Origin of the sequence: Flavobacterium sp. 120 (assembly GCF_003633605.1) — a bacterium.
GTDB classification, from domain to species: Bacteria; Bacteroidota; Bacteroidia; order Flavobacteriales; family Flavobacteriaceae; genus Flavobacterium; species Flavobacterium algoritolerans.
In genome coordinates this window covers 2,452,888-2,474,563 of record NZ_RBKZ01000001.1, presented here as the reverse complement: position 1 = coordinate 2,474,563, position 21,676 = coordinate 2,452,888, and the positions used below count along the sequence as shown (strand labels likewise).

At 32.1% G+C, this 21,676-nt stretch carries 17 protein-coding genes; 10 read left to right on the top strand and 7 right to left on the bottom strand.

The features are described from left to right. Nucleotides 1-15: 15 nt before the first annotated feature. The 5 genes from C8C87_RS10545 to C8C87_RS10525 all read left to right on the top strand — a co-directional run bounded on the left by C8C87_RS10545 (nt 16) and on the right by C8C87_RS10525 (nt 5,115). The gene (locus tag C8C87_RS10545; protein ID WP_121342577.1) at nt 16-729 is read left to right on the top strand and encodes a toxin-antitoxin system YwqK family antitoxin; all 714 of its coding nucleotides are present in this window, start codon (nt 16-18) and stop codon (nt 727-729) included. Between the two features lie 72 nt (nt 730-801). Beyond that, nucleotides 802-1,989 carry a tRNA 2-thiouridine(34) synthase MnmA gene (gene mnmA / locus C8C87_RS10540; protein ID WP_121342576.1) on the top strand — a complete coding sequence of 396 codons (1,188 nt, stop codon included), beginning with the start codon at nt 802-804 and terminating at the stop codon, nt 1,987-1,989. 131 nt (nt 1,990-2,120) lie between these two features. Next, nucleotides 2,121-3,737 carry a S8 family serine peptidase gene (locus C8C87_RS10535; protein WP_121342575.1) on the top strand — a complete coding sequence of 539 codons (1,617 nt, stop codon included), beginning with the start codon at nt 2,121-2,123 and terminating at the stop codon, nt 3,735-3,737. Nucleotides 3,738-3,749: 12 nt separating this feature from the next. Further along, nucleotides 3,750-4,694, top strand: coding sequence for a nitronate monooxygenase family protein (locus C8C87_RS10530; protein WP_121342574.1), 945 nt, complete (start codon nt 3,750-3,752; stop codon nt 4,692-4,694). A 10-nt stretch (nt 4,695-4,704) separates the two neighbouring features. Beyond that, on the top strand, nt 4,705-5,115 hold the full coding sequence (locus C8C87_RS10525; protein ID WP_099716289.1) for a hypothetical protein: 411 nt from the start codon (nt 4,705-4,707) through the stop codon (nt 5,113-5,115). Between the two features lie 78 nt (nt 5,116-5,193). Here C8C87_RS10525 and C8C87_RS10520 read toward each other — a convergent pair whose 3' ends face one another. From C8C87_RS10520 to C8C87_RS10505, 4 genes are all read right to left on the bottom strand, one after another. Next, entirely contained in the window at nt 5,194-7,167 is a 1,974-nt protein-coding gene (locus C8C87_RS10520; protein ID WP_121342573.1) for a DUF3857 domain-containing protein, read from the bottom strand. Next, nucleotides 7,167-9,062 (bottom strand): DUF3857 and transglutaminase domain-containing protein, encoded by a 1,896-nt coding sequence (locus C8C87_RS10515; protein WP_158589742.1) that lies wholly within the window; start codon nt 9,060-9,062, stop codon nt 7,167-7,169. Before C8C87_RS10515 ends, C8C87_RS10520 begins: the two co-directional genes overlap by 1 nt. 13 nt (nt 9,063-9,075) lie before the next feature. Further along, nucleotides 9,076-12,330: a toxin-antitoxin system YwqK family antitoxin gene (locus tag C8C87_RS10510; protein ID WP_121342571.1), complete on the bottom strand. Its 3,255-nt coding sequence runs from the start codon at nt 12,328-12,330 to the stop codon at nt 9,076-9,078. Between the two features lie 74 nt (nt 12,331-12,404). Beyond that, nucleotides 12,405-12,839 carry a DUF4268 domain-containing protein gene (locus tag C8C87_RS10505; RefSeq protein WP_121342570.1) on the bottom strand — a complete coding sequence of 145 codons (435 nt, stop codon included), beginning with the start codon at nt 12,837-12,839 and terminating at the stop codon, nt 12,405-12,407. A gap of 94 nt (nt 12,840-12,933) precedes the next feature. Between C8C87_RS10505 and C8C87_RS10500 the strand changes: the two genes are divergently transcribed. Then, on the top strand, nt 12,934-13,575 hold the full coding sequence (locus C8C87_RS10500) for a CoA pyrophosphatase (RefSeq protein ID WP_121342569.1): 642 nt from the start codon (nt 12,934-12,936) through the stop codon (nt 13,573-13,575). Nucleotides 13,576-13,714: 139 nt separating this feature from the next. Next, entirely contained in the window at nt 13,715-14,524 is an 810-nt protein-coding gene (locus C8C87_RS10495) for a 1-acyl-sn-glycerol-3-phosphate acyltransferase (RefSeq protein ID WP_099714725.1), read from the top strand. A gap of 36 nt (nt 14,525-14,560) precedes the next feature. On the opposite strand, the gene C8C87_RS10490 is transcribed toward C8C87_RS10495, so the two are convergent. Both C8C87_RS10490 and C8C87_RS10485 read right to left on the bottom strand, forming a co-directional pair. Continuing rightward, a complete protein-coding gene (locus tag C8C87_RS10490) occupies nt 14,561-15,193 on the bottom strand; it encodes a hypothetical protein (protein ID WP_121342568.1) in 633 nt (210 codons plus the stop codon). Further along, the gene (locus tag C8C87_RS10485) at nt 15,190-15,693 is read right to left on the bottom strand and encodes an RNA polymerase sigma factor (RefSeq protein WP_099714727.1); all 504 of its coding nucleotides are present in this window, start codon (nt 15,691-15,693) and stop codon (nt 15,190-15,192) included. Before C8C87_RS10485 ends, C8C87_RS10490 begins: the two co-directional genes overlap by 4 nt. A gap of 358 nt (nt 15,694-16,051) precedes the next feature. On the opposite strand from C8C87_RS10485, the gene C8C87_RS10480 reads away from it, so the two are divergent. Together C8C87_RS10480 and C8C87_RS10475 are read left to right on the top strand one after the other, a co-directional pair. Then, nucleotides 16,052-17,356, top strand: a complete 1,305-nt coding sequence (locus tag C8C87_RS10480) for an NAD(P)/FAD-dependent oxidoreductase (RefSeq protein WP_121343347.1) — start codon at nt 16,052-16,054, stop codon at nt 17,354-17,356. 269 nt (nt 17,357-17,625) lie between these two features. Further along, nucleotides 17,626-18,846 (top strand): 3-oxoacyl-[acyl-carrier-protein] synthase III C-terminal domain-containing protein, encoded by a 1,221-nt coding sequence (locus C8C87_RS10475; RefSeq protein ID WP_099714728.1) that lies wholly within the window; start codon nt 17,626-17,628, stop codon nt 18,844-18,846. A gap of 35 nt (nt 18,847-18,881) precedes the next feature. Here the strand turns inward: C8C87_RS10475 and C8C87_RS10470 are convergent, their stop codons facing one another. Further along, nucleotides 18,882-19,892 carry a DUF3810 domain-containing protein gene (locus tag C8C87_RS10470; protein WP_369869809.1) on the bottom strand — a complete coding sequence of 337 codons (1,011 nt, stop codon included), beginning with the start codon at nt 19,890-19,892 and terminating at the stop codon, nt 18,882-18,884. Nucleotides 19,893-20,053: 161 nt separating this feature from the next. Here C8C87_RS10470 and C8C87_RS10465 point away from each other — a divergent pair, with 161 nt between their 5' ends. Continuing rightward, entirely contained in the window at nt 20,054-21,517 is a 1,464-nt protein-coding gene (locus tag C8C87_RS10465) for an aminoacyl-histidine dipeptidase (RefSeq protein ID WP_121342566.1), read from the top strand. Nucleotides 21,518-21,676 lie beyond the last annotated feature (159 nt).

The window sequence follows — 21,676 nt, the reverse complement described above, 5'->3', positions numbered from 1 at the left end:
TATAAAAAAGTAATTATGAAGACATTTTGTAAAAAAGGACTGTTAGTTTTAATGTTTTTGAATGTGTTCTCTTTTTATGCACAAACAGATTTCAATAAGCTAGATGAAAAAGGGAAAAAACACGGAGTATGGAAAGGGTTTTATGAGGAATCAAAAAGACCCAGATATGAAGGGACTTTTGATCACGGAAAAGAAATTGGAGTTTTTAATTTTTACGATGATACCAAAGCTAAATCCATAATAGCCACAAGGGAATTTAATGCAAAAGATAATTCAGCGTATACCATTTTCTATGACCAGAATAAGAATAAAGTAAGCGAAGGTAAAGTGGTCAATAAATTATTTGAAGGACAATGGAAGTACTACCATCAAGCTTCAAAAAATATTATGACTACAGAAAATTACGTAAATGGAAAGTTGGAAGGGTTGCGTACGGTTTTTTATATCAGTGGAAAGATAGCAGAAGAAATCAGTTATAAAAACAATTTGAAAAACGGTTTTTATAAAAAATATACTGAAAAAGGAATTGTATTGGAAGAGTCAATTTTTAAGAATAACATCTATAGTGGTTTAGCAATTTTTAGCGATACAAATGGCAATGTAGTTTCTAAAGGGCAGTTCGTAAATGGTAAAAAATCCGGAATTTGGCAGTTTTTTGAAAAAGGGAAATTAGTAAAAGAAACGAATATGAGTTTTCCGGAGAATGCAACAAAATCCAAAAATAATTAACTTTATAGTTAACAAATACTGTTGTAAATCTTTTGTAACTTTGCATCCTTGTAAAATTATAATTTTTTGAAGATGAAGCGTGTTGTTGTAGGACTTTCTGGAGGTGTAGATTCAAGTGTTGCTGCTTATTTATTGCAACAACAAGGGTATGAAGTCATAGGTCTTTTTATGAAAAATTGGCATGATGATTCGGTTACTATTTCTAATGAATGTCCGTGGCTTGAAGACAGTAATGATGCTTTATTAGTTGCTGAAAAGTTAGGAATTCCTTTCCAAACAGTTGATTTGAGTGAAGAATACAAAGAGAAAATCGTGGACTATATGTTCAACGAATATGAAAAAGGGCGTACTCCAAATCCTGATGTACTTTGTAACCGCGAAATAAAATTTGATGTTTTCATGAAAATTGCTTTAAGTCTTGGTGCCGATTATGTGGCTACTGGACATTACTGCCAAAAAAGTGAAATCGAAGTAAACGGAAAAACGGTTTATCAACTGAAAGCCGGTGCTGATACTAATAAAGATCAATCGTATTTTCTGTGTCAATTATCTCAAGAGCAATTGGCAAAATCATTATTTCCTATTGGCGAATTGACAAAACCGGAAGTTCGTGAAATAGCGGCTCAAATGGATTTGATTACTGCCGAAAAGAAAGATTCACAAGGATTATGCTTTATTGGAAAAGTACGTTTGCCGGAGTTTTTACAGCAAAAATTGCAACCAAAAGATGGAGTAATAATTCAAATTGATAAAAACGATCCTGTTTACAGTTTTGAAAAAGACGGCGAATTAGCTTTGGAAGATAGTTTGATGTCTGATGCTAGAAAAATTCCGTACACTCCAGATATGGGGAAAATAGTGGGGAAACATCAAGGTGCTCATTATTTTACCATTGGACAACGAAAAGGACTGAATGTTGGAGGAACAACTGATCCGTTGTTTATTATTGCCACTAATGTGGAAACCAATACTATTTATACTGGATTGACCAGCCAACATCCTGGATTATTCAAGAGCGCCTTATTTATAGAAAAAACCGAAGTACATTGGATTCGTGAAGATTTGGCTTTGGCCAATGGAGAAACCATGGAAGTAATGGCTAGAATCCGATACAGACAACCTTTGCAGAGTGCTACCTTGCATCAATTTGAAAACGGAATGTACGTTGCTTTTGACGAACCACAATCTGCAATAACAGAAGGGCAATTTGTGGCCTGGTATTTAGGGGAAGAATTAGTTGGTTCGGGAGTAATTTCTTAGTTTAGTACTTTATTTATAAAAAGGTCTAAAAACAAATGTTTTTCTGGGATTAAAACATCCTGAAAATCAATAATAATGATTCAATCCTAGCGATAGTTGAAGTTTTTAGGACTAAAAAAAATAAAGTTACTATGAAAAAAACCTACATATTTCTTTTTTTACTGATTACTTCAGCTGCTTTTTCCCAACAAGATGCTTGGGTATATTTTAATGCAAAACCCAATTCCCAATTTTATTTAGATACACCTTTGGAAATGCTAACCCAAAGAGCATTAGATAGAAGAACCAATCAAAATATTGCTTTAGACTTTAAAGATATTCCAGTTGAGGAATCCTTTATTGATCAAGTAAAATCAGCAACGGGAATTACTGTCATGGCAAAGTCCAAATGGATGAACGCGGTCCATGTTCGTGGATCACAATCAAATATAAATGGATTGGCAATGCTTTCTTTTGTCAGTAAAGTTGATTTTGCAAATAAAACACTGAATCAAACTGCAAAAATAGCGAAGCTGTCAAAAATAAAGAGGGTAAATAAAACTAAGAAAACCAAAATTGACTATGCTTATGGTTCTTCATCGAATCAAATCCAGATGCTTAACGGGCATCAGTTGCACCAACAAAATTATACAGGTTCCGGAAAAATAATAGCGGTTTTGGATGCTGGATTTCCGGGAGTGAATACCGTTCAGCCTTTTCAAAGATTAAGAACAAATAACCAGATTTTAGGTGGTTATAATTTTGTATTAAGAAATCCTGATTTTTATACTGGAGTTTCACACGGAACTTCAGTACTTTCTTCAATGGGTGGTTACAAAGAAAATTCGTTAGTGGGAACAGCACCAGATGCATCTTATTATTTATTCATCACCGAAGATGATACCTCAGAAAATCCTGTTGAAGAATCGCTTTGGGTCGAAGCAGCAGAAACAGCCGATAGTTTAGGAGTGGATATTATCAATACTTCTTTGGGGTATTTTGATTACGATAATGATGCGTATAGTCATACATATAGTGAAATAAATGGTACAACTGCATTCATATCCCGTGGGGCTGAAATTGCATTTAGCAGAGGTATGATTATAGTGACATCGGCCGGTAATTCAGGTGGTACATCAGACCCACATATTGCTGTTCCTGCAGATGCAGCTTCGGTAATTGCTGTTGGTGCAGTAAATTCTTCAGAAGTATTAACTTCGTTCAGTTCAGTAGGACCTTCATTTGACGGAAGAATAAAACCGGAAGTCATGGCACAAGGTCAAGCGGCAATAGTGTCAGATGCTGCGGGAAATATAGTGACTGCTAATGGAACATCTTTTTCAAGTCCTATAATGGCAGGAATGATTGCTTGTTTATGGCAGGCATTTCCCCAAAAAACAAATCGGGAAATTAGAGAATTAGTATTAAAATCAGCAGATAAATTTTCCACTCCCAATAATCAATATGGATTTGGAATTCCTGATTTTGCATTGGCCTTGAATAACCAGTTGGCTTTAGAATCCTTTTCTAAAGATGATTTTATTCTTTATCCCAATCCAGCAAGTGATACCGTTTCAGTTTCTTTACCTGCAAAATTTGATATGGGTACAGTATTTATTTATTCCATTTTAGGACAAAAAGTTTTAGAACAAGAAATAACGCCACAGGCATCTATTATTTCATTGAAATCTCTGAATGAAGGAGTGTATCTTTATAAAATGGAATCAGATGGTTTTTCTAAAACGGGAAAAATAATTAAAAAATTATAGCAGCAATAGTACATGAATAAAATCACAGAACTTTTTAAAATTAAATATCCAATTATTCAAGGAGGAATGATTTGGAATAGTGGTTATAAATTAGCAAGTGCAGTGAGTAATGCCGGAGGTTTAGGATTGATTGGAGCAGGTTCGATGTACCCTGAAGTTTTACGGGAGCACATTCAAAAATGTAAAAAGACCACTTCAAAACCTTTTGGAGTAAACGTCCCGATGTTGTATCCCAATATCGAAGAAATCATGAAAATCATCGTTGATGAGGGTGTGAAAATTGTTTTTACTTCGGCTGGGAATCCAAAAACGTGGACTTCTTATTTGAAAGAAAATGGCATAACTGTTGTTCATGTAGTCAGTAGTTCTGTTTTTGCATTAAAAGCACAAGACGCAGGTGTTGACGCAGTTGTTGCCGAAGGTTTCGAAGCCGGCGGACATAATGGTAGAGAAGAAACTACTACGCTTACGCTGATTCCTATGGTGAAAGAAAAAATTACTATCCCTTTAATTGCCGCTGGTGGTATTGCAACCGGTCGTGGTATGCTAGCAACTATGGTACTGGGAGCAGATGGAGTTCAGGTAGGAAGTAGATTTGCAGCATCATTAGAATCATCGGCACATGATAATTTTAAGGAAACGATTATAAATCTTAAAGAGGGCGATACACAACTGACTTTGAAAGAACTCGCTCCTGTTCGATTGATTAAAAATAAATTTTATCAGGATGTTCAGGAATTGTATGAAAAATGTCCAACCAAAGAAGAATTAATAGATTTGCTGGGAAGAGCAAGAGCAAAACGTGGTATGTTTGAAGGCGATTTAATCGAAGGAGAATTAGAGATTGGACAAATAGCAGGATTGATTCACGATATAAAACCAGCCGCAACAATCATTCAGGAAATGATAGCCGATTTTGAAACAGCCAGAAAAGAAATAGTTAATTTTGATTTTTAATTTATTAGGAATGACAAAGACAAAAATATATATAGTATTGCTTTTTTTAGTAATGGGATTACAGCATTCTTTTGGTCAAAATTATAAGTTTAAAACTTCGGGTTTTAGCGTTTTAGAAAAAACAGAAAAAGGAAAATGGGGGAAGTGGTCTGATCTAGATTTAGTCAATATTTTAGTCACATTGGATACCGATAAAAATAGAATAGTAGTCTATTCTCAAATCATTCAATTATTTGAAATCATAGATTATCAACCTATTGAAGAGAATGATACTGATATTGTTTACTCTTTTACCTGTAAGGATAATGAAGGATTAGATTGTACCGTTTCTATCATCACCAGAAAAAAACAGGATAATAGGAAGCAATTGTATATCAATTATGAAGATCGGATTATTGTGTATAATATTTTCAATATGTGATGAATTGTGATTTATATTTTTCTTAAGTCTATAGTTTAATAAAAATAGAAGCCCAACGAATTGTTGGGCTTCTATTTTTTATTTAGTCACAATTAGAACAATTTTATTGAAATCTGCAGCGGCATTAATTACTGCTTTATAAGATTCAAAAGTAGATAAAGGATAATTTATTATATTATAAAATTCTGTGTTTTCAACTGTTATTTCTTCATTTTCTTTAATGAATTTACTGTTGAAAGCAGCTTCTGTTTTTCCATTTATATCAGTTTTGAAATCCATAGCGAATTTATCTAGATTTTTGACTGACGCTCCTTTAGGGAGTATAATCTTAATTGTTCTAGTATAATAATGAGGATAATCAATTTCTACAGGTAATACCCTTTTGTTTTCCTGGTAAAATTCCATTTGTCTTCCAATGGTTTGTCCCACAGAGAATAAATAATTTTCACCTGCTTTTTGGATAAGGTCTTTTCCTTCGAAAGTTACATTCATTATAAAAGGTTTTTTTCCTACAAAATCGGTTCCGTCATTTTCAGTCGTCAAGGTTTGATATTCGGTTTCTACAGTGTAGTTTTCAGCTACGCTTTTCAACATCGTTTTGTATTGTTCTGCTGAAGCAAAATCTTTAATAGGTTGAAAATTTAAACCAGCATATCCGCCAAAAGCAATACGACTGTTTACACTAGGATTCTCTATGTCTTTAGTGAAATCAATGGTTATGTCCATAAAATCATGGGTGATTTCTGTACCTGGAATTTCGATAAAACCGATTTCACTAATTCCCATAGGTACTCCCGAAAATATTTTTTCTTTTAGAAATAAACCATTGTTATTGGCTAGTCTTACAGGAATAAGAGGAATACGATATTCAATTTCTGTTGGAGTTAAATACTTTTTGATTGTTGGGAAATAAATTAAAAGGTCACTCAGGTTTTCATAACTCTCAAAATCTTTATCAAATGGAATTTTATATCTGTTAGAAGTAAAAACAACGTTATTTTCTATCTTAAAATTTTTAAAAACTGCTAAGTAAAGTTTTAGAATATCAATTTCGCTTGCTTGTTTAGATGCAATTACATCAGATAGGGTTGTTTTTTGGTCTATATATTTACCATAAGCAATTGTTTTTTTGATTTTGTTTTCAATATTCCAAATCTGTTCTTGTAGATCGTTTGATTTGGCAATACTTTTGCAAAAATCATCAATCGCTTTTATTTCTTTTTTATCCAATGTAGGATTCAGTCTTTCGTGTAAATTGGTTGCAAATTCTTTAAAATTATATAAATTATTTGCTCCGCTATAAGTGTTCCCATCTAGTTTGTAACGGAATAATTTTAACTTAACATCCCAATTAGAATATTGTTCATCGTCATTTAAGGCAATTATATTTTTTTCAGAAATACTAAGTACCGATTTTTTTTCAAATTTTTTGCTGTCTATTATTGGTTCAGCTAATCCATTATAATTTTTTGTTTTGAAAATTAAATGTTCTGGATAAATTAATTCAAAATTCAAGTTTGCTATTGGATATTGGTCTTGCATTTTGTAAGTTTTCCCATTTAGGTCAGGTGTCTCCTCTAATAAATAAAACTTTTCTATAACTGCTCCTTTTTCTAGCCCGTTAATGGCAAAGTAGTTGTATTTAACTCCTTTCTCTTCATCATTTTCTTCTTTTATGTCGTTCTTGTCTAAAGTAATAATTTTGCCATTTTTCAGGATAACTCTCGCTTTATTGGCAATGACATTTTCATTTTTGCCAAACGGAATGTAAATTTTATTATTTCGTTCTATCGCATCATCAGAATTAATGAATATTTTTTCATGTAATAAGCGATATTGTTTGACATTTTTGCCCGCTACCGCTATTTCAATCTTCATAATACGATCCAGAATTACCTCTTTTTCATTTTTGTACTGTTCTGGGATTTCAATACCTGCTTTTTCATTCCAATCATAGTTTTTGAAAGTGTATTCATGTTCTTGGGCATAAAACATGCTACAATTTAGTATTGTTGCAAAAATAAAAATTCTTTTTAGGATGTTTTGTTTCATTATTTTTCTAATAAAATTAAAGTTTCGGTATAGTTGTTTTTTAGTTTTTTGATGGTTTCATTCCAAAGCTGGAAATCAGTGTTTTCAAGTAGGATTTTCTTTTGTTTCAGTTGAATGTTTAACAATAATGTGTTGTTTTTTATTTCATAGATAAAGTCTGCCTTTAAAAGTTCATTATCTAAAGTGAAGTTTTTTGGAAGGTATTTTATACTGCAATTTTGAGGGATTTCTAATTCATATCTCGTATTGAAATACGTTAGAAATTCAAATTCATATTTTGAAATACGACCTTTCTCAATAATCATTTTGTCATAAATCTTATCTAAAAAAAGATTAATGTATATTTCTTTATCAACTTTTACAATATAATTATCTAAATCAAAATTGAAGTTGATTACATAGGGTTTATCTCTTTCTTCTTGGTTTTCTTCGGAATATTCTTTTAGGTTGAATTTATTATTACCTTTTAAAACCATCTCTTTAATCATTTCAAAGCGGGTTTTATTTGATGCATCACCTATTCTGGACAACGTATGGCTTCGGTTATATCCTTGAAGTTCTAATTTTCCGGAACCTATTAGTTTATTTTTTTCAATAGCCAATTTGACCACTTCTTTGATTTCATTTTTTTCGGCAGCAACAACAGGTACAGATATAATTTTATAACTTCCGTTTTCATTAAGCATAGCTTCTTTTCCTTGGATAAAAGCCGTAGGAATACCATATCGGGTTTCTTTGTCTGTTGCGTCTAAAAACAAATAATCTTCGCCATCCTTAAAAATAGCTATCATATGATTGTCTACTGATGGTGTTGGTATTTCTGCATAGGAATATGGAATTGTTCTTGTGCCAATCCATGCAAGATTCACATTTTTAATGTTAGCATATTTTGCCATACTGGATATGATACTCGCCATGTCCTTACAGTCTCCAAATTTTCTTTCGAAAACAAAATTAGCTTCTCGAGGGATAAAACCTTCGTAACCGTTCTCAAAAGCAATGTATTTAATGTTGTTTTTTACCCAATAAAAAATGCTTTTAATTTTGTCAGCATCATTTATATGGTTTTTTGTGAGGTCTAATGACAAAGCTTTTAAATCAACATTTTCTTTTTGGTTCAAATTTTTCACAAAACCTTTGTAATACTCAAATAATTTGTTTTCATTGCCTAATACTTCAATTACTTTGTTGTCTATTATATAGTCTTTGATGTAGATATTGATATGGGGTACAATGTATAAGAACCCAGGAGAATTATTTTCAAATTTTAACGGTGTTATATTTTTCAAAGTCCATTTATAAATCCATTTTCCTTTTTTTTCTGTTTTTGAAAAAATAATATTGTTGTTAGGATCATTGAAAATTTTGTAGCCAATAGTAATTTCTTTATCCGTTTTAATTTCTAAACTGGAATTTTGGATGGGGATATTGTTGCCAAAAATAAATTTGTGTAAAAGATAGGGATCCATAAATTCTGTTTGATAATCGTAAACTTTTTTAGATCCTGCTTCTAGATTTGGGAAGGTAAGTACCCGTTCCTTTACATCATTATAAAAAACGGAACTTTCTTGAGCTTGTTTTTCAGTAGTTTGAGTAACTTTAATTTTTCTTTCTTTTCCGTTTTCATTGATAATAGAATAGGCATCATAACTTTTTAATTTTATTAATTCTGAATAGGAAAAAGATTCTTTATTATTTTGTATCCCATTCTCTGTTAAAATGATAGATTCATAATGATTATCCTGAATGATTTTTAGCTTTTTATCTTCAATAGTTATGTTGTAATTTTGAACATCATTTACAACGAGTTCATTATAATTAGGGTAGATGTTTTTATATTCTTGTAGTGTATTTTGTGCATTGGTAGTGAAAAGACAAAAACTATAAAGCCCCATGCAAAAAAAAGTTTTATTTAATAATTTCAACCAATTCATCTGAATCATATTTTTTTGTTAGTACTAACTTTCCATCATTGTAAATTAAAGTGTTTCCGTGTAATTCATCATTTTTATACATTGCAGTCAGCCATGGTTTTTTGTCTTCTTTGAAGTATTCTTGAGAACCTTCATAGTTGTTTTTGATGAAATGTTCTTTTTTATAAATAGCGCCATTTGCATAATATTCTATTCGTTCTCCATTCAATAAATTAGTCGTATAAGCACATTCAAATTCTGGTTTCCCTTCGTTGTTGTTAATGATAAATTCCCCTTCTAAACTCCCTTTTACAAACTGCATTTGAATGGCTGTTTTTCCATTTGGATACAAAGAAATAATTTCAGCAGTTTCTCCAATAACTTCTATCTTTTCATCCAACGCACCTGTTTTACTTTTACGAATATAATATGAAAGGTTATTGCTATTATATCCCAAAATTAAAATAGCATCCCCTTTTTGATTGTAATATACTTGTTCACCTTCGACAACTCCATTTATTATATTGTATTCTGTCATTTTTGATTTTGTATGATAATAACGGGTAGTCTTTCCGTTTTCTTCACCAAATGTATTCTCGTCACTTAATCGTATATTGCCTACCAAGTCATTTTGTTTATATGTCCCATTAATTTTTCCGCAATAGTAAATTCTTTCTGAATGTATAGTTCCAAGCGGATTGTAGGTTTTGTAAGTATTGTTTAATAAGTCATTTGCATATTCGTATTCAGCAATTGGCATATTGAGCTTGTCTTTGATTGTATACTTCCCATTTAATTTTCCGTTTACCATATTACAAACTTCTATAATTGTCCCATTATTATAGCTAAAGGTGAATTTTCCTGTTTTGTTTTTGTAATTGAAATCATTTTCTAATTCTCCCTTTGTGTTATAGCTAAGAAGCGACGATTTGTAATTATTGATGTAATTTTCTTTTTTGGCTACAGAACCATTTTGCCAATATGTCCTTTTTTCAAAATTCAAATTACCATCTGTAAAATATCCTTCTGTTTTTATTCTTCCGTCCGCATAAAAGGTCTTGGACGGACCATTCTGATATCCTTTGACATAGTTAAAAGTTTGATCTAATAATCCTTCTTCATACACTTCATATGTTCCATTAATAGTATCATTAGTGTAGTTTTTAATACTGTTTAACAAGCTGTTTTTGTAGTAATCAGTACTAAGTCCATTTCGTTTTCCGTTACTGTAAAATTCTTTTAATCTCAATACCCCTGATTCGTAATTATGGTTCCATTCATTAGCTTTTTTACCTTTTTCGAATGTTCCGGAAACTAATAATACCCCTTTGAAATTGTTTAGTTCAAAGGTGTTTTTAGTTAAATTGATTGCTACAGGTTTTAGATTGCTTTCAGAAAATTGAAGTCCGGATTTTAATTCTCCAGATTTATATTTTTCCTCAAAATATTTATTGTTATCGGTGTCGAAATAACTGTAGGATTCCAGTTCTTCATTCTCATTGTATAACGATTCGGTCGATTTTTTTCCATTTGCAAAAAAATCAGTTGCAGTTTTTATTTTCCCGTTTTCAAAAGTGTTTTCTTTTTCTAAAATGCTATTACTGTAAAAACTTTTATAGGAATTTTTATTTTTTCCATCGCTATATGAAGATTGTGTTTTAATCGTTTTTCCATCGTAATATTCAAAATAATCTCCTTCGATTTGATCGCTTATGTAATTAGAACTATCAATTAAATCGCCTAATTCATTATAGTTCAAAACGGCACCGTTCAATTTGCCTTTTGAGTACAGCATATTTGATTTTTGTGTTCCGTTTTCATACAGACAAATAAATTTTCCGTCCCGCTCACCATTTGTGAAATTAATTTCACATTGTTTTCCACCATTTGGGTAATACGATGTGCTAATTCCTTCCAATAAATCGTCTTTGTAATTTTCAATTAAATTAACTGAACTATTAGAGAAATAGGTAGTCCTTGTTCCGTTTAGTTTATTATTAGAAAAAGATTTTTCTTCCGTCAGATTTCCTTTTTCGTCATAATATTTTTGTATTCCCTCCAAAGCATCATTTTGAAAATTCAGATCCCCATTTAGATTACCATCTTCATTCAGGTATTTATATTTTCCTTCTTTTTTACCGTTTATTTGCGAACCAATAAGGTATGGTTTGTTGTTTTTTAAACTGACAATAACTTCTTGAGAATTTCCAAAAAGATTCAGGGTTCTTTTTGCATAAAAAGACCAAAATTCTTTCAACACATAATCTTCATTAAAAGTGTTTATCTTTTTCTTTTGCTCGCTAAGTTTTTTTCCTAATTTACTTTCCATTGAAAGGAGCATGTAATATGAAAATCCTTCAAATTGATTTCGCTGTATGAGATTTTTGACCCAAGGAATGTAAGTCGTTTCAAAAAAACCGTCTCCCATTTTATGTTCTAAGGTATATTCTGCGACAGCTTGTACTTGACGAATAACAACATCATCAATTTTTGATTTTATTTTATAAGCGCTTTTTAAAGGCAATTGATTTCTAAGAATAGTTTCTATTTCTTCAAAATTATCACCTGATTTAGAAAAAACTAATTTGTTATCTGCTAAATAATTTTCACCAAATTTAGCATTCAATTTTAATATTGCTTTTTCTGCATTACGCCCATTAGGAGCAATAATTAAATAACTCATTAAAGCTAATGTACCTTCTGTTATTTTTCCGTTATCAAATGCAATTAATCCTAATAGATAATGTGAAGAAGCATGATTTGGATCATTTGTTATGACACGTTTTAAAAGATTGACGCATTTTTGATTTTCCTCTTTTCTAAGATATAAAAGCGCAAAATTGTATAGAAAATTAGAAGAATTTGAAAGGTATTTTTCTCCTTCTTCAAAGATTTTTTCTGATTTTTCGTATTCTTTTTCATCGCTCAAGAAGCTTCCGTAAAGGGTGTAAAGTGAAGGAAGTTCATGCATTTTATCCTTTTTGTACAGATCTTCTAAAAGTACTTTTAATTCCTCTTTTTTTTCTAAAGCAGAAAGAGATAATATTTTTTCATATTGTGCATTGAGAAATTTAGGATCAATTGACATGATTTTATCAAATTCAATTATTGCCTCATTGTATTTTTCTGTATCGTAAAGTGTAATGCCTTTATTTATTATTGCATCATTATCGTATACAATGGAGTAGTCAGTTTGAGAATACGTTTTCGAAAAATAGCCGATAAGTATGGCAAAAAATATTTTTTTCATTTAGGATAGGAGTTTATCAAATATAAAAAAAATACTGACATTTGTAAGAAAATAAATGTTTTTATAAAGGTGTGTTACACAATATCCTTTATAAAATCATCATACTCTGAATAAAACAATTCCAGAGCATTCATTTTTTCATTGTAGAAGTCAAATATTTCATCCCAATAGTTGCGATTACTCACCCCAACTCCTAGTTTTTCAACCCAAATCCTACTGATTGTTTTGCCACTTTCCAGTGTGTATTCTTTTTCGAAAACCAAGTCTTTGATGAAATCCTCGTCGAGAATATTTCTTAGCGCTTCCAGTTTTTCAAAATAAGCAATTCTTTTTTCATCACTTCGATGTTCAATATCTATTAAAACTTGAGCTTTTTTATTGTCCACATAAAATTTAAAAGAAAAATCCTTGATTTTAGTATCGTATAATACCCATTTTCGAGGATATTTTTCTGCGAAAGCAACCCAGAATTCTCGTTTTAATCTTTGTGTTTCTTCTTTGCTGTACATTTGTGATGACTTTTTGGTTATAGAAAAACTTGTGCAATTGTATTTTCTAAACTATATTTATATGCTGTTTTATATGCAAAAATAGACTTTGATTATGGATTTTCAAGAATTTTTACAGTATGTTCCTAAATTAATTGAAGCAAGGCTTCCAGCTTTTGACGCGCATGTAAAAATGGCGCCTTTAGAACGATTGGAAAGCTTAAAGAATATCAATATTGAAGATAAAAAGCCAAGAATTGCAGCAGTAATGATGCTTTTTTATCCTAAAAAGGATACGACACATTTGGTATTAATCGTCCGAAATTCCTATAAAGGAGTTCATTCTGCTCAAATTGCATTTCCGGGAGGTAAGTACGAATTCGAAGATGAGAATTTTGCTCAAACGGCACTTCGGGAAACGCATGAAGAGGTAGGAATTCATCCGGATAAAATTGAAATCCTTAAACCTTTTACAGAATTATATATTCCGCCAAGTAACTTTATGGTACATCCTTTTTTGGGTATCAGTAAAGAAGAATTGGTGTTTATACCGCAACCTTCGGAAGTTGCAAATATAATCGAGTTGCCTTTGTCAGTTTTTTTAGACGATGCACTTGTAGTAGATACAAATTTGACAACTTCCTACGCTGATAACATCAGTATTCCGGCTTTTAAAATTGAGGAACATATTGTTTGGGGTGCTACAGCAATGATGTTGAGTGAGTTAAAAGAGGTTTTGAAAGAGGTTCTAGGATAGTAAATTTTAATATTCTGTGTTAGAAAAGAGCGAATTAATTGGTTGGGTTTTTCAAATTGTTCTGTTGAGTTCAAATACCAACTTCAAATATAAATTTCGTAAGTTTGTAATCCAAATTCACAAAAAAATACACAATTTTATGGGATTGTTGAAGAGAAATCCTTTCGGGCACATATTATTTATAAAAAAATGGCTAATCCGAATCTTTGGAGCCATGACGCATAGACGGTATAGAGGATTTAATGAATTACAAATTGAAGGTTCGGAAATTATCAGGAATTTACCGGACAATAACGTACTTTTTATTTCCAATCACCAAACCTATTTTGCGGATGTCGTTGCTATGTTTCACGTTTTTAATGCAAGTTTGAGTGGCCGCGATGATACGATTAAGAATGTTTGCTATTTGTGGCAACCTAAAATGAATATCTATTATGTTGCTGCCAAAGAAACTATGCAGGCGGGATTATTGCCAAGAATCATGGCGTATGCCGGAGCAATTTCTGTAGAGCGTACTTGGCGTGCTAAAGGAGTTGATGTCCAGGAGAAAAAAGATATTAACCCTAACGATACTGAGAATATTAAAATTGCTCTAGCTGATGGTTGGGTAATCACTTTCCCACAAGGGACAACAAAATCGTTTAAACCGGTTCGTAAAGGAACGGCTCATATTATCAAACAACACAGGCCTATTGTGGTGCCTATCGTTATTGACGGTTTCCGTCGTTCGTTTGACAAAAAAGGAATTCGAATGAAGAAAAAAGGAATCCTGCAGTCCTTTATCATCAAAGAACCTCTGGATATTGATTATGATAATGATACCATTGAAGAAATTGTAGAAAAAGTAGAATATGCAATTGAGCAACATCCTTCATTCCTAAAAGTTATTCCTGCTGAAGAAATTAAAGAACAGGAAGAGTTGAATCGATTACGAAAATGGGAGTATTAAAATAAAAAAAAGAGTTCGCCGTAGCGAACTCTTTTTTTATAAATCTATCTTTTTTAATTCTTTATAATTAGCATACAATCTTCTAAGCAGTATGCCATATACAACTCTGTAAAACAGCCAGAATGCTCCAAAGAATACTAAAGTTGTAAGTATCAAGAATCCTATTGTTATTGCCATGACCTTACCGTTGGTCGCGATTTTATCTTTCAAAACACTCATCTCGGGATTATAGACAAATGCAATTATAAACCCTATAATTAAACTAACCACTAACATTCCCAGATTATACCAAACATAATATTGAACCGTTTTTCGGGTTTTTAAAATGTCAGACATTAATTGTTTTGTAGAAGCGGTGGTCGAGATAATTTTGTAATTTTTATAAAATAAATAGATAAAAAACAGTATCACACCATAATTAAAATAAGTAAACACTTCAAAGTATTGAATTAACTCAGGATGTTTCATTTTAATTAAATAATCATCACTGTTAAAACATAGACTTAAACAGGTCCACAATAAAACTTCCAAAATACTAATAATCAAAATCCACTTCACAATCGAAGATGATTTTTTATGTATCATTTTGTAAATCTCGATTTCCGATACTTGCTCAAAAGAATTAGTATTCTTCTGCCAGTCTTTTTTTAATAAATCCAACTCTTTCATACGCCTAATGGATTTAATATTTTTTTTAATTTTCCTTTAATTCTATTCATTTTCACCCTTGCATTTACTTCACTAATTCCCAATGTTTCTGATATTTCCTGATAATCTTTATCTTCCAGATACATAAATATCAACGCTTTTTCAATATCATTCAGCTGGTAAACTGCTTTATACATTAATTTTAATTGTTCTTCCTCCTCATAATCGTATTCCACATCATTCAGGAAATGTTGTCGCCCTTCAAATTCAATAGTATTTATGGATCGTTTTGTTTTTCGGTACAAAGTAATCGCTGTATTCAGCGCGACTCGATAGGCCCATGTAGAAAATTTACTGTCGCCCCTGAATTTTGGAAAAGCCTTCCATAACTGAATCGTAATTTCCTGAAACAAATCCTTATGAGCATCATCGCCATTAGTATACAACCTACAAATCTTGTGGATTATATTCTGATTTTCCTGCAACTGCTTTACAAAAGAATGTTCTAGATTATCACTCATATATACGTTAGTAATTCAAAAGTAGATTTTGTTACAAATTAAGGAATAAAATAATACTTCTCAAATTTGTCATTGTGAGGTTCAAAGTAATCTGTAGCACACGGTATTCATTCCATTATTATGACTCGTCCCGCTGTACATTACAATCTTTCTAGTCCTGAACTTGTTTCAGGATCCTGAAACAAGTTCAGGACTAGAAAGGATTTCTCCCGAAGCTTCGGGACTATCGGGGCTAATTTACACGTTTAGTTTTCTGAAGACCTTTTCCAAAAAACAAAAATTTCGATACTATTTGATGAAATTCAAAAGTAGAAAACATTGTATCTTTGAGTATCAACAATTCAAAACTTTTTTAAATATGAACATCCCAAATTCAACTTTACCCAGAATAGTAATCATTGGCGGAGGTTTCGCAGGAATCGCATTAGCCAAAAAGCTAAAAAATAAAAAAGTACAGGTTGTTCTTTTAGACAAACACAATTACCATACTTTTCAGCCTCTATTATATCAAGTTGCTACAGGCGGGCTCGAAGCAGGTTCTATAGCGTACCCAATCCGAAAAGTAATTCAAGAATACGATGACATTTATTTTAGACTCACCAATGTCCAAGAAATCGATACTAAAAATCAAAAAATAATCACTGAAATAGGTGAATTAAAGTATGATTATTTAGTCATTGCCACTGGTTCTAAAACTAATTATTTTGGCAACAAAGAAATTGAACGTAACAGTATGGCCATGAAAACCATACCGCAATCGCTCAATATTCGAAGTCTGATTCTTGAAAATTTTGAGCAAGCCGTTTTAACCACCGATGTAGCCGAACAAAATAGCCTGATTAATTTTGTACTAGTAGGTGGCGGACCAACAGGAGTAGAGCTTTCTGGCGCTTTGGCCGAAATGAAAAAAGCCATTCTACAAAAAGATTATCCGGATCTCGATATTGCTAAAATGGAAATCAATCTGATTCAAAGTGGTGACAGAATTCTAAATACGATGAGTGAAGAATCCTCTCAAGCTGCCGAAAAATTTCTAATCAGTTTAGGTGTGAAAATTTGGAAAAACGTTCGCGTCACTAATTATGATGGACGCACCATAACCACAAATTCCGATTTATCTTTTGAAACCGCAACAGTAATCTGGACTGCGGGTGTTCAAGGTGCTCTTGTAGCTGGTTTAGATGCAGAATCTTTGGTTGAAAAAGTAGAACGTATTCGGGTAAATGAATACAATCAGGTCGCAGGATATAGTAATATTTTTGCCGTAGGTGATATCGCCTCCATGGAATCTGAAATGTATCCACAAGGACATCCCATGATGGCGCAACCTGCAATGCAACAAGGGGAATTATTAGGTGAAAATTTAATAAAATTAATTGAAAACAAACCCATGGAAGCTTTTGAATACAATGACAAAGGTTCTATGGCAACCATAGGAAGGAATAAAGCGGTAGTCGATTTGCCTAAATACCATTTCAACGGCGTTTTCGCATGGTTTGTGTGGATGTTTGTACACTTGTTTTCACTTATTGGATTCAAAAATAAAGCTGTAGTTTTCTTAAATTGGGTCTATAATTACATTCGTTTTGATCGTGAAGGGCGTTTGATTATCAGGCCTTATAAAAAGAAAAGTTTCACCACATTTACAAGTGATGAAGTTTAATTAATTTTTAAAATCAGGAAAATTTATACTTTAAAAACAACAGCTTTAGTGTTGTATTTTTATTCTTACATACTTGATAATCAGTGATTAATGATTGTGTAGAGTAATTCTTATAACTATCTGGTATTCAGTTTTTTAACAAAATTATAATATTTATAAGTAATTGTAAATCAACTACTTATGTTTTTTAAAAATTGCATTTTTATTAATTTGATTTTTTTGGATGATTTTTGATTTAATTTTATATTTCAATTAAAATTCAAAAGTTAATGAAAAGCGTTATACTTTCCAATTTTCATCCAATTTTAGTGGGTAAATTGATTGATCAAAAAAAGCTAAATCAGTACACAAAATTTCTGTATTATCATTTTCAAAATCTTCCAAAATCAGGTGTAACTGGAAATGGAGCTTTTGATAATGAACCTATTACTTTTGAGCTTATATCTGATCAAGTAGATAAGTATGCTGTTTCTTCTGAAAACATTAATAGCAGACAAAGTATTATTTTTGAAGAAGTAGAGGATTTTATTGAACATATTATGGAAATTACTTCGCCTTCAGGATATCATTTTCCTTCAGGTTTCGAAGTCAAATCCGGAAATCTTTATGGGCCAAAAATCGAGGTTCGAATGGAATGGTTCAAAAGGAAAATGGGATATGTTTTTGATCAATTTTATTTAAAAACAAATACCAGTCCGGAAAATCTCATACATGTCACTTGTTCCGGATATTCTTCGCCAAGTGTAGCTCAAGAAGCCGTTATAGAAAGAGATTGGGAAACAGTACAAGTCACACATTCCTATCACATGGGTTGTTATGGAGCTTTTCCAGCAATTCGTACAGGAAGAAGTTTGCTGTGTGCCAGTACAACTAAAGGTAGGGTTGATGTAGTTCATACAGAATTATTATCGGCGCACTTAAATCTGACTGAATTTTCGAATTCAAATATTATGATTTGCTCTCTTTTTGCTGATGGATTTATTGGTTATTCCCTATTTGATGAAGAATCTTTCCTGAATGATGATTCGTTTCCTGAGAAAAAAGGACTGCGAATTATTGCCTCTCATGAAGTCATTATACCGGATTCATTAGAGGATATGTCTTGGGATTTAGGAGAATATAATTTTTTGATGACCTTGTCTAAACGAGTGCCTGTTTTTATACGTAAAAATATCAAACCTTTTTTGACTACACTTTGTAAAAAAGGGAATGTTGATCTTGAACAGCAAAAAGGGAATATGCATTTTGCGATACATCCGGGTGGACCAAAAATCATTGATTATGTTATAGATGCAATTGGATTGGCTAAAGAACAAGCGAATTGGTCTTATGAGATTTTACGTCGTCAAGGGAACATGTCTTCGGCCACGATTCCTCATATTTTTAACGAAATTGTAAACGATCCAAACATTGAATCAGGTAAGAAAATTGTAGCGATGGCATTTGGACCTGGACTTACAGCTACAGGTTTGTTACTGGAAAAAATATAATTTTTTTAAGGGTTATATGCATTAAAATTCTTAACTCATAACTTTTTTTCCTTATAATAATTCACCATCAAATTTACAAATTTACTATAGCCTTCTAAACCGTCTTTTTGCTGGTTTATTTTCAGAAATCTATCGTAAAAAGCATGAAAACCTTTGTCTATTATAGTGTCATACTGTTTCCAAAAATACTCACTTTCTTTGTAGTTTTTCAAAATTCCGGGATGAATTGTTTTGAGTAGTTCTTTGAAAATTTTTTCGTCTCGAACTTGCCAATTACTCAAACAATAACGCAAAGCCATACTGTAGCCTGAATATTGAATGTATGCATTTTCATTTTTTATGGAAGCTAAAAAACCAATAAAGTTGCATTCACTTTCGCTGGCAAAACCCATTTGATGCGCCATTTCATGATTGGTAGTCATGGGGAAACTGTACATTGGACCCAGATGATTAACCTGTGCTTCATTGGTAAACGGATTCAGATAACCACCAAAACCCATGTAGGTCAAAGGCAAACTGATAAGTGATTTCTTGGTGCTTAAATGGTTGTAAGTGAAATACGAATATTCTTCAGCTAGTTTTTTGTAACCATTCAAATTCATCTTAAAAACCTGATCTTGTGTGTACGGGAACACTACTTTTAAACTATCATTTTTTGTAATCTGCTTTTGTATAGCGTTTGTTTTAGCGATTAACTTTTTGGTGAAAACCAATAAATCAGCATCTGAATAGTCTTTTTTAATCTCCATTTTTTCAAAAAGCGGTTGGCGGTAATAATTAAACGCCCAAAGAGAATGAAACAAGAAATAGAACACCGAAACAAAACTTAATATGGATAATATATTGCTTTTCCATTTTAACTTCCAAGATTTTCGTTGGTTCCAAAACCATTTTAAAACAAAACCAATAACAATAATATACATTACATCTCCCAAAGAAAATGGAATGCTTCCCAATGCTAATCTTGAGAATTTTGAAAGTACCGGATAAAAACCATTACTGTAAAACTGTTCCACTTGTAGCGGAAAATAAGGTAGCACCTGCAAAATTAATATTTGGACAAAAAGAAAGAAAGAAAGGAAATATTTTGTTCGCACAGCATGAATTTTAGTAGTGTAAATATAATTACAATATCAATTAGTATCGATAAAGAATTTAAACTTTGTAACTTTGGGCTTTGTAAATGTTAAACCTCAAACAAAAATAAATGAGTCAAGAAATAAGAAATCTGGAGCCAAAAGCACTTTGGAATAAGTTTGCCGATTTAAACGCCGTACCGCGTCCTTCTAAAAAAGAAGAGCGTGTGATTGAGTTTATGAAAAATTTCGGAAATAACCTTGGATTAGAGACTTTTGAAGATGAAATTCGCAACGTAATTATCCGTAAACCGGCAACTGCTGGAATGGAAAACCGAAAAGCAATTGTACTTCAAGGACATTTGGATATGGTGCATCAAAAAAATTCGGATACCGTTTTTGATTTTGATACACAAGGAATCGATATGTATGTGGATGGAGATTGGGTTCGTGCTTGCGGAACAACTCTTGGTGCTGATAACGGTCTTGGAGTTGCTGCTATCATGGCAATCTTAGAAAGTACGGATATTCCACATCCTGCGATAGAAGCTTTGTTTACAATCGATGAGGAAACAGGAATGACAGGAGCGTTGAACTTAAAAGGAGGTATTTTACAAGGTCAAATTCTTTTGAATCTAGATACCGAAGAAGATGACGAAATAGATATTGGTTGTGCGGGAGGAATTGATGTGACGGCTACTGCTGAATATGATGAAGAAGAAACTCCGGAAGGTTCTGTAGGATATACGATTACTGTAAAAGGCTTGAAAGGTGGGCATTCCGGAATGGATATTCACAAAGGATTGGGTAATGCCAATAAAATCATGAACCGATTGTTATTTGATGGTTTTGATAATTTTGGGTTACAAATTTCTGAAATAAAAGGTGGAAGTTTACGTAATGCGATTCCGCGTGAAAGTCAAGCGAAAGTAATTATTGCTGAAGTGTATGATGAAGCTTTTGTTTTTGACATGCAGCAAATTGTAAACGAAATCAAAACGGAGTTAAAAACGACGGAGCCTAATTTAGAAGTTGTTTTTGAAAAAATGGATGCAACTCCTGCTAAAGTAATGCCTTCAATTGCTCAATTTTACTTTGTAAGAGCAATGTATACAGCTCATAATGGCGTTTATAGAATGAGTGCTGATTTTGATAACTTGGTTGAAACATCGAATAATATTGCTAAAGTAATTGTTGGCGAAGGGCAACTTTCGGTACAATGTTTAACACGTTCTTCGGTAGAAACCTCCAAATTTGATTTGGCTAATGCTTTGCGTTCCGCTTTTGAATTAATGGGTTGTGAAGTAGAGTTTTCGGGAGCATATCCGGGTTGGACACCAAATTCTGAATCAGAGATTTTGGATGTTTTAGTTCCAATTTACGAAAAACAAAACGGTGAAAAACCAAAAGTAGTGGCATGTCACGCAGGATTAGAATGTGGAATTCTGGGAACGAATTATCCTGATATGGATATGATTTCTTTTGGACCAACGATTCACGGAGCACATTCCCCTGATGAAAGAGCCAGTATTTCTTCTTCTCAGAAATTTTGGAAATTTGTTTTGGAAATTTTAGCTAATATTCCTGTGAAATAGTATTCAGTGTTCAGTGTAAAAAAAAAGTGTTCAGTTATAAACGAAACTGGACACTTTTTTTTGGATACTGAACACTAAATTTTTAGTCTCTTTTAGGACTGTTTTTCTTATCTCTTTTTTCTTCTTTCTTTTCTTTAGCCGTTTTTAAAGGTTCTTTTT

What these genes read in the sequence shown, in the direction of transcription:
- C8C87_RS10545 (WP_121342577.1), top strand. Translation starts at nt 16, where the DNA reads ATGAAGACATTTTGTAAAAAAGGACTGTTAGTTTTAATGTTTTTGAAT.
- mnmA (WP_121342576.1), top strand. Translation starts at nt 802, where the DNA reads ATGAAGCGTGTTGTTGTAGGACTTTCTGGAGGTGTAGATTCAAGTGTT.
- C8C87_RS10535 (WP_121342575.1), top strand. Translation starts at nt 2,121, where the DNA reads ATGAAAAAAACCTACATATTTCTTTTTTTACTGATTACTTCAGCTGCT.
- C8C87_RS10530 (WP_121342574.1), top strand. Translation starts at nt 3,750, where the DNA reads ATGAATAAAATCACAGAACTTTTTAAAATTAAATATCCAATTATTCAA.
- C8C87_RS10525 (WP_099716289.1), top strand. Translation starts at nt 4,705, where the DNA reads ATGACAAAGACAAAAATATATATAGTATTGCTTTTTTTAGTAATGGGA.
- C8C87_RS10520 (WP_121342573.1), bottom strand. Translation starts at nt 7,167, where the DNA reads ATGAAACAAAACATCCTAAAAAGAATTTTTATTTTTGCAACAATACTA.
- C8C87_RS10515 (WP_158589742.1), bottom strand. Translation starts at nt 9,062, where the DNA reads ATGGGGCTTTATAGTTTTTGTCTTTTCACTACCAATGCACAAAATACA.
- C8C87_RS10510 (WP_121342571.1), bottom strand. Translation starts at nt 12,330, where the DNA reads ATGAAAAAAATATTTTTTGCCATACTTATCGGCTATTTTTCGAAAACG.
- C8C87_RS10505 (WP_121342570.1), bottom strand. Translation starts at nt 12,839, where the DNA reads ATGTACAGCAAAGAAGAAACACAAAGATTAAAACGAGAATTCTGGGTT.
- C8C87_RS10500 (WP_121342569.1), top strand. Translation starts at nt 12,934, where the DNA reads ATGGATTTTCAAGAATTTTTACAGTATGTTCCTAAATTAATTGAAGCA.
- C8C87_RS10495 (WP_099714725.1), top strand. Translation starts at nt 13,715, where the DNA reads ATGGGATTGTTGAAGAGAAATCCTTTCGGGCACATATTATTTATAAAA.
- C8C87_RS10490 (WP_121342568.1), bottom strand. Translation starts at nt 15,193, where the DNA reads ATGAAAGAGTTGGATTTATTAAAAAAAGACTGGCAGAAGAATACTAAT.
- C8C87_RS10485 (WP_099714727.1), bottom strand. Translation starts at nt 15,693, where the DNA reads ATGAGTGATAATCTAGAACATTCTTTTGTAAAGCAGTTGCAGGAAAAT.
- C8C87_RS10480 (WP_121343347.1), top strand. Translation starts at nt 16,052, where the DNA reads ATGAACATCCCAAATTCAACTTTACCCAGAATAGTAATCATTGGCGGA.
- C8C87_RS10475 (WP_099714728.1), top strand. Translation starts at nt 17,626, where the DNA reads ATGAAAAGCGTTATACTTTCCAATTTTCATCCAATTTTAGTGGGTAAA.
- C8C87_RS10465 (WP_121342566.1), top strand. Translation starts at nt 20,054, where the DNA reads ATGAGTCAAGAAATAAGAAATCTGGAGCCAAAAGCACTTTGGAATAAG.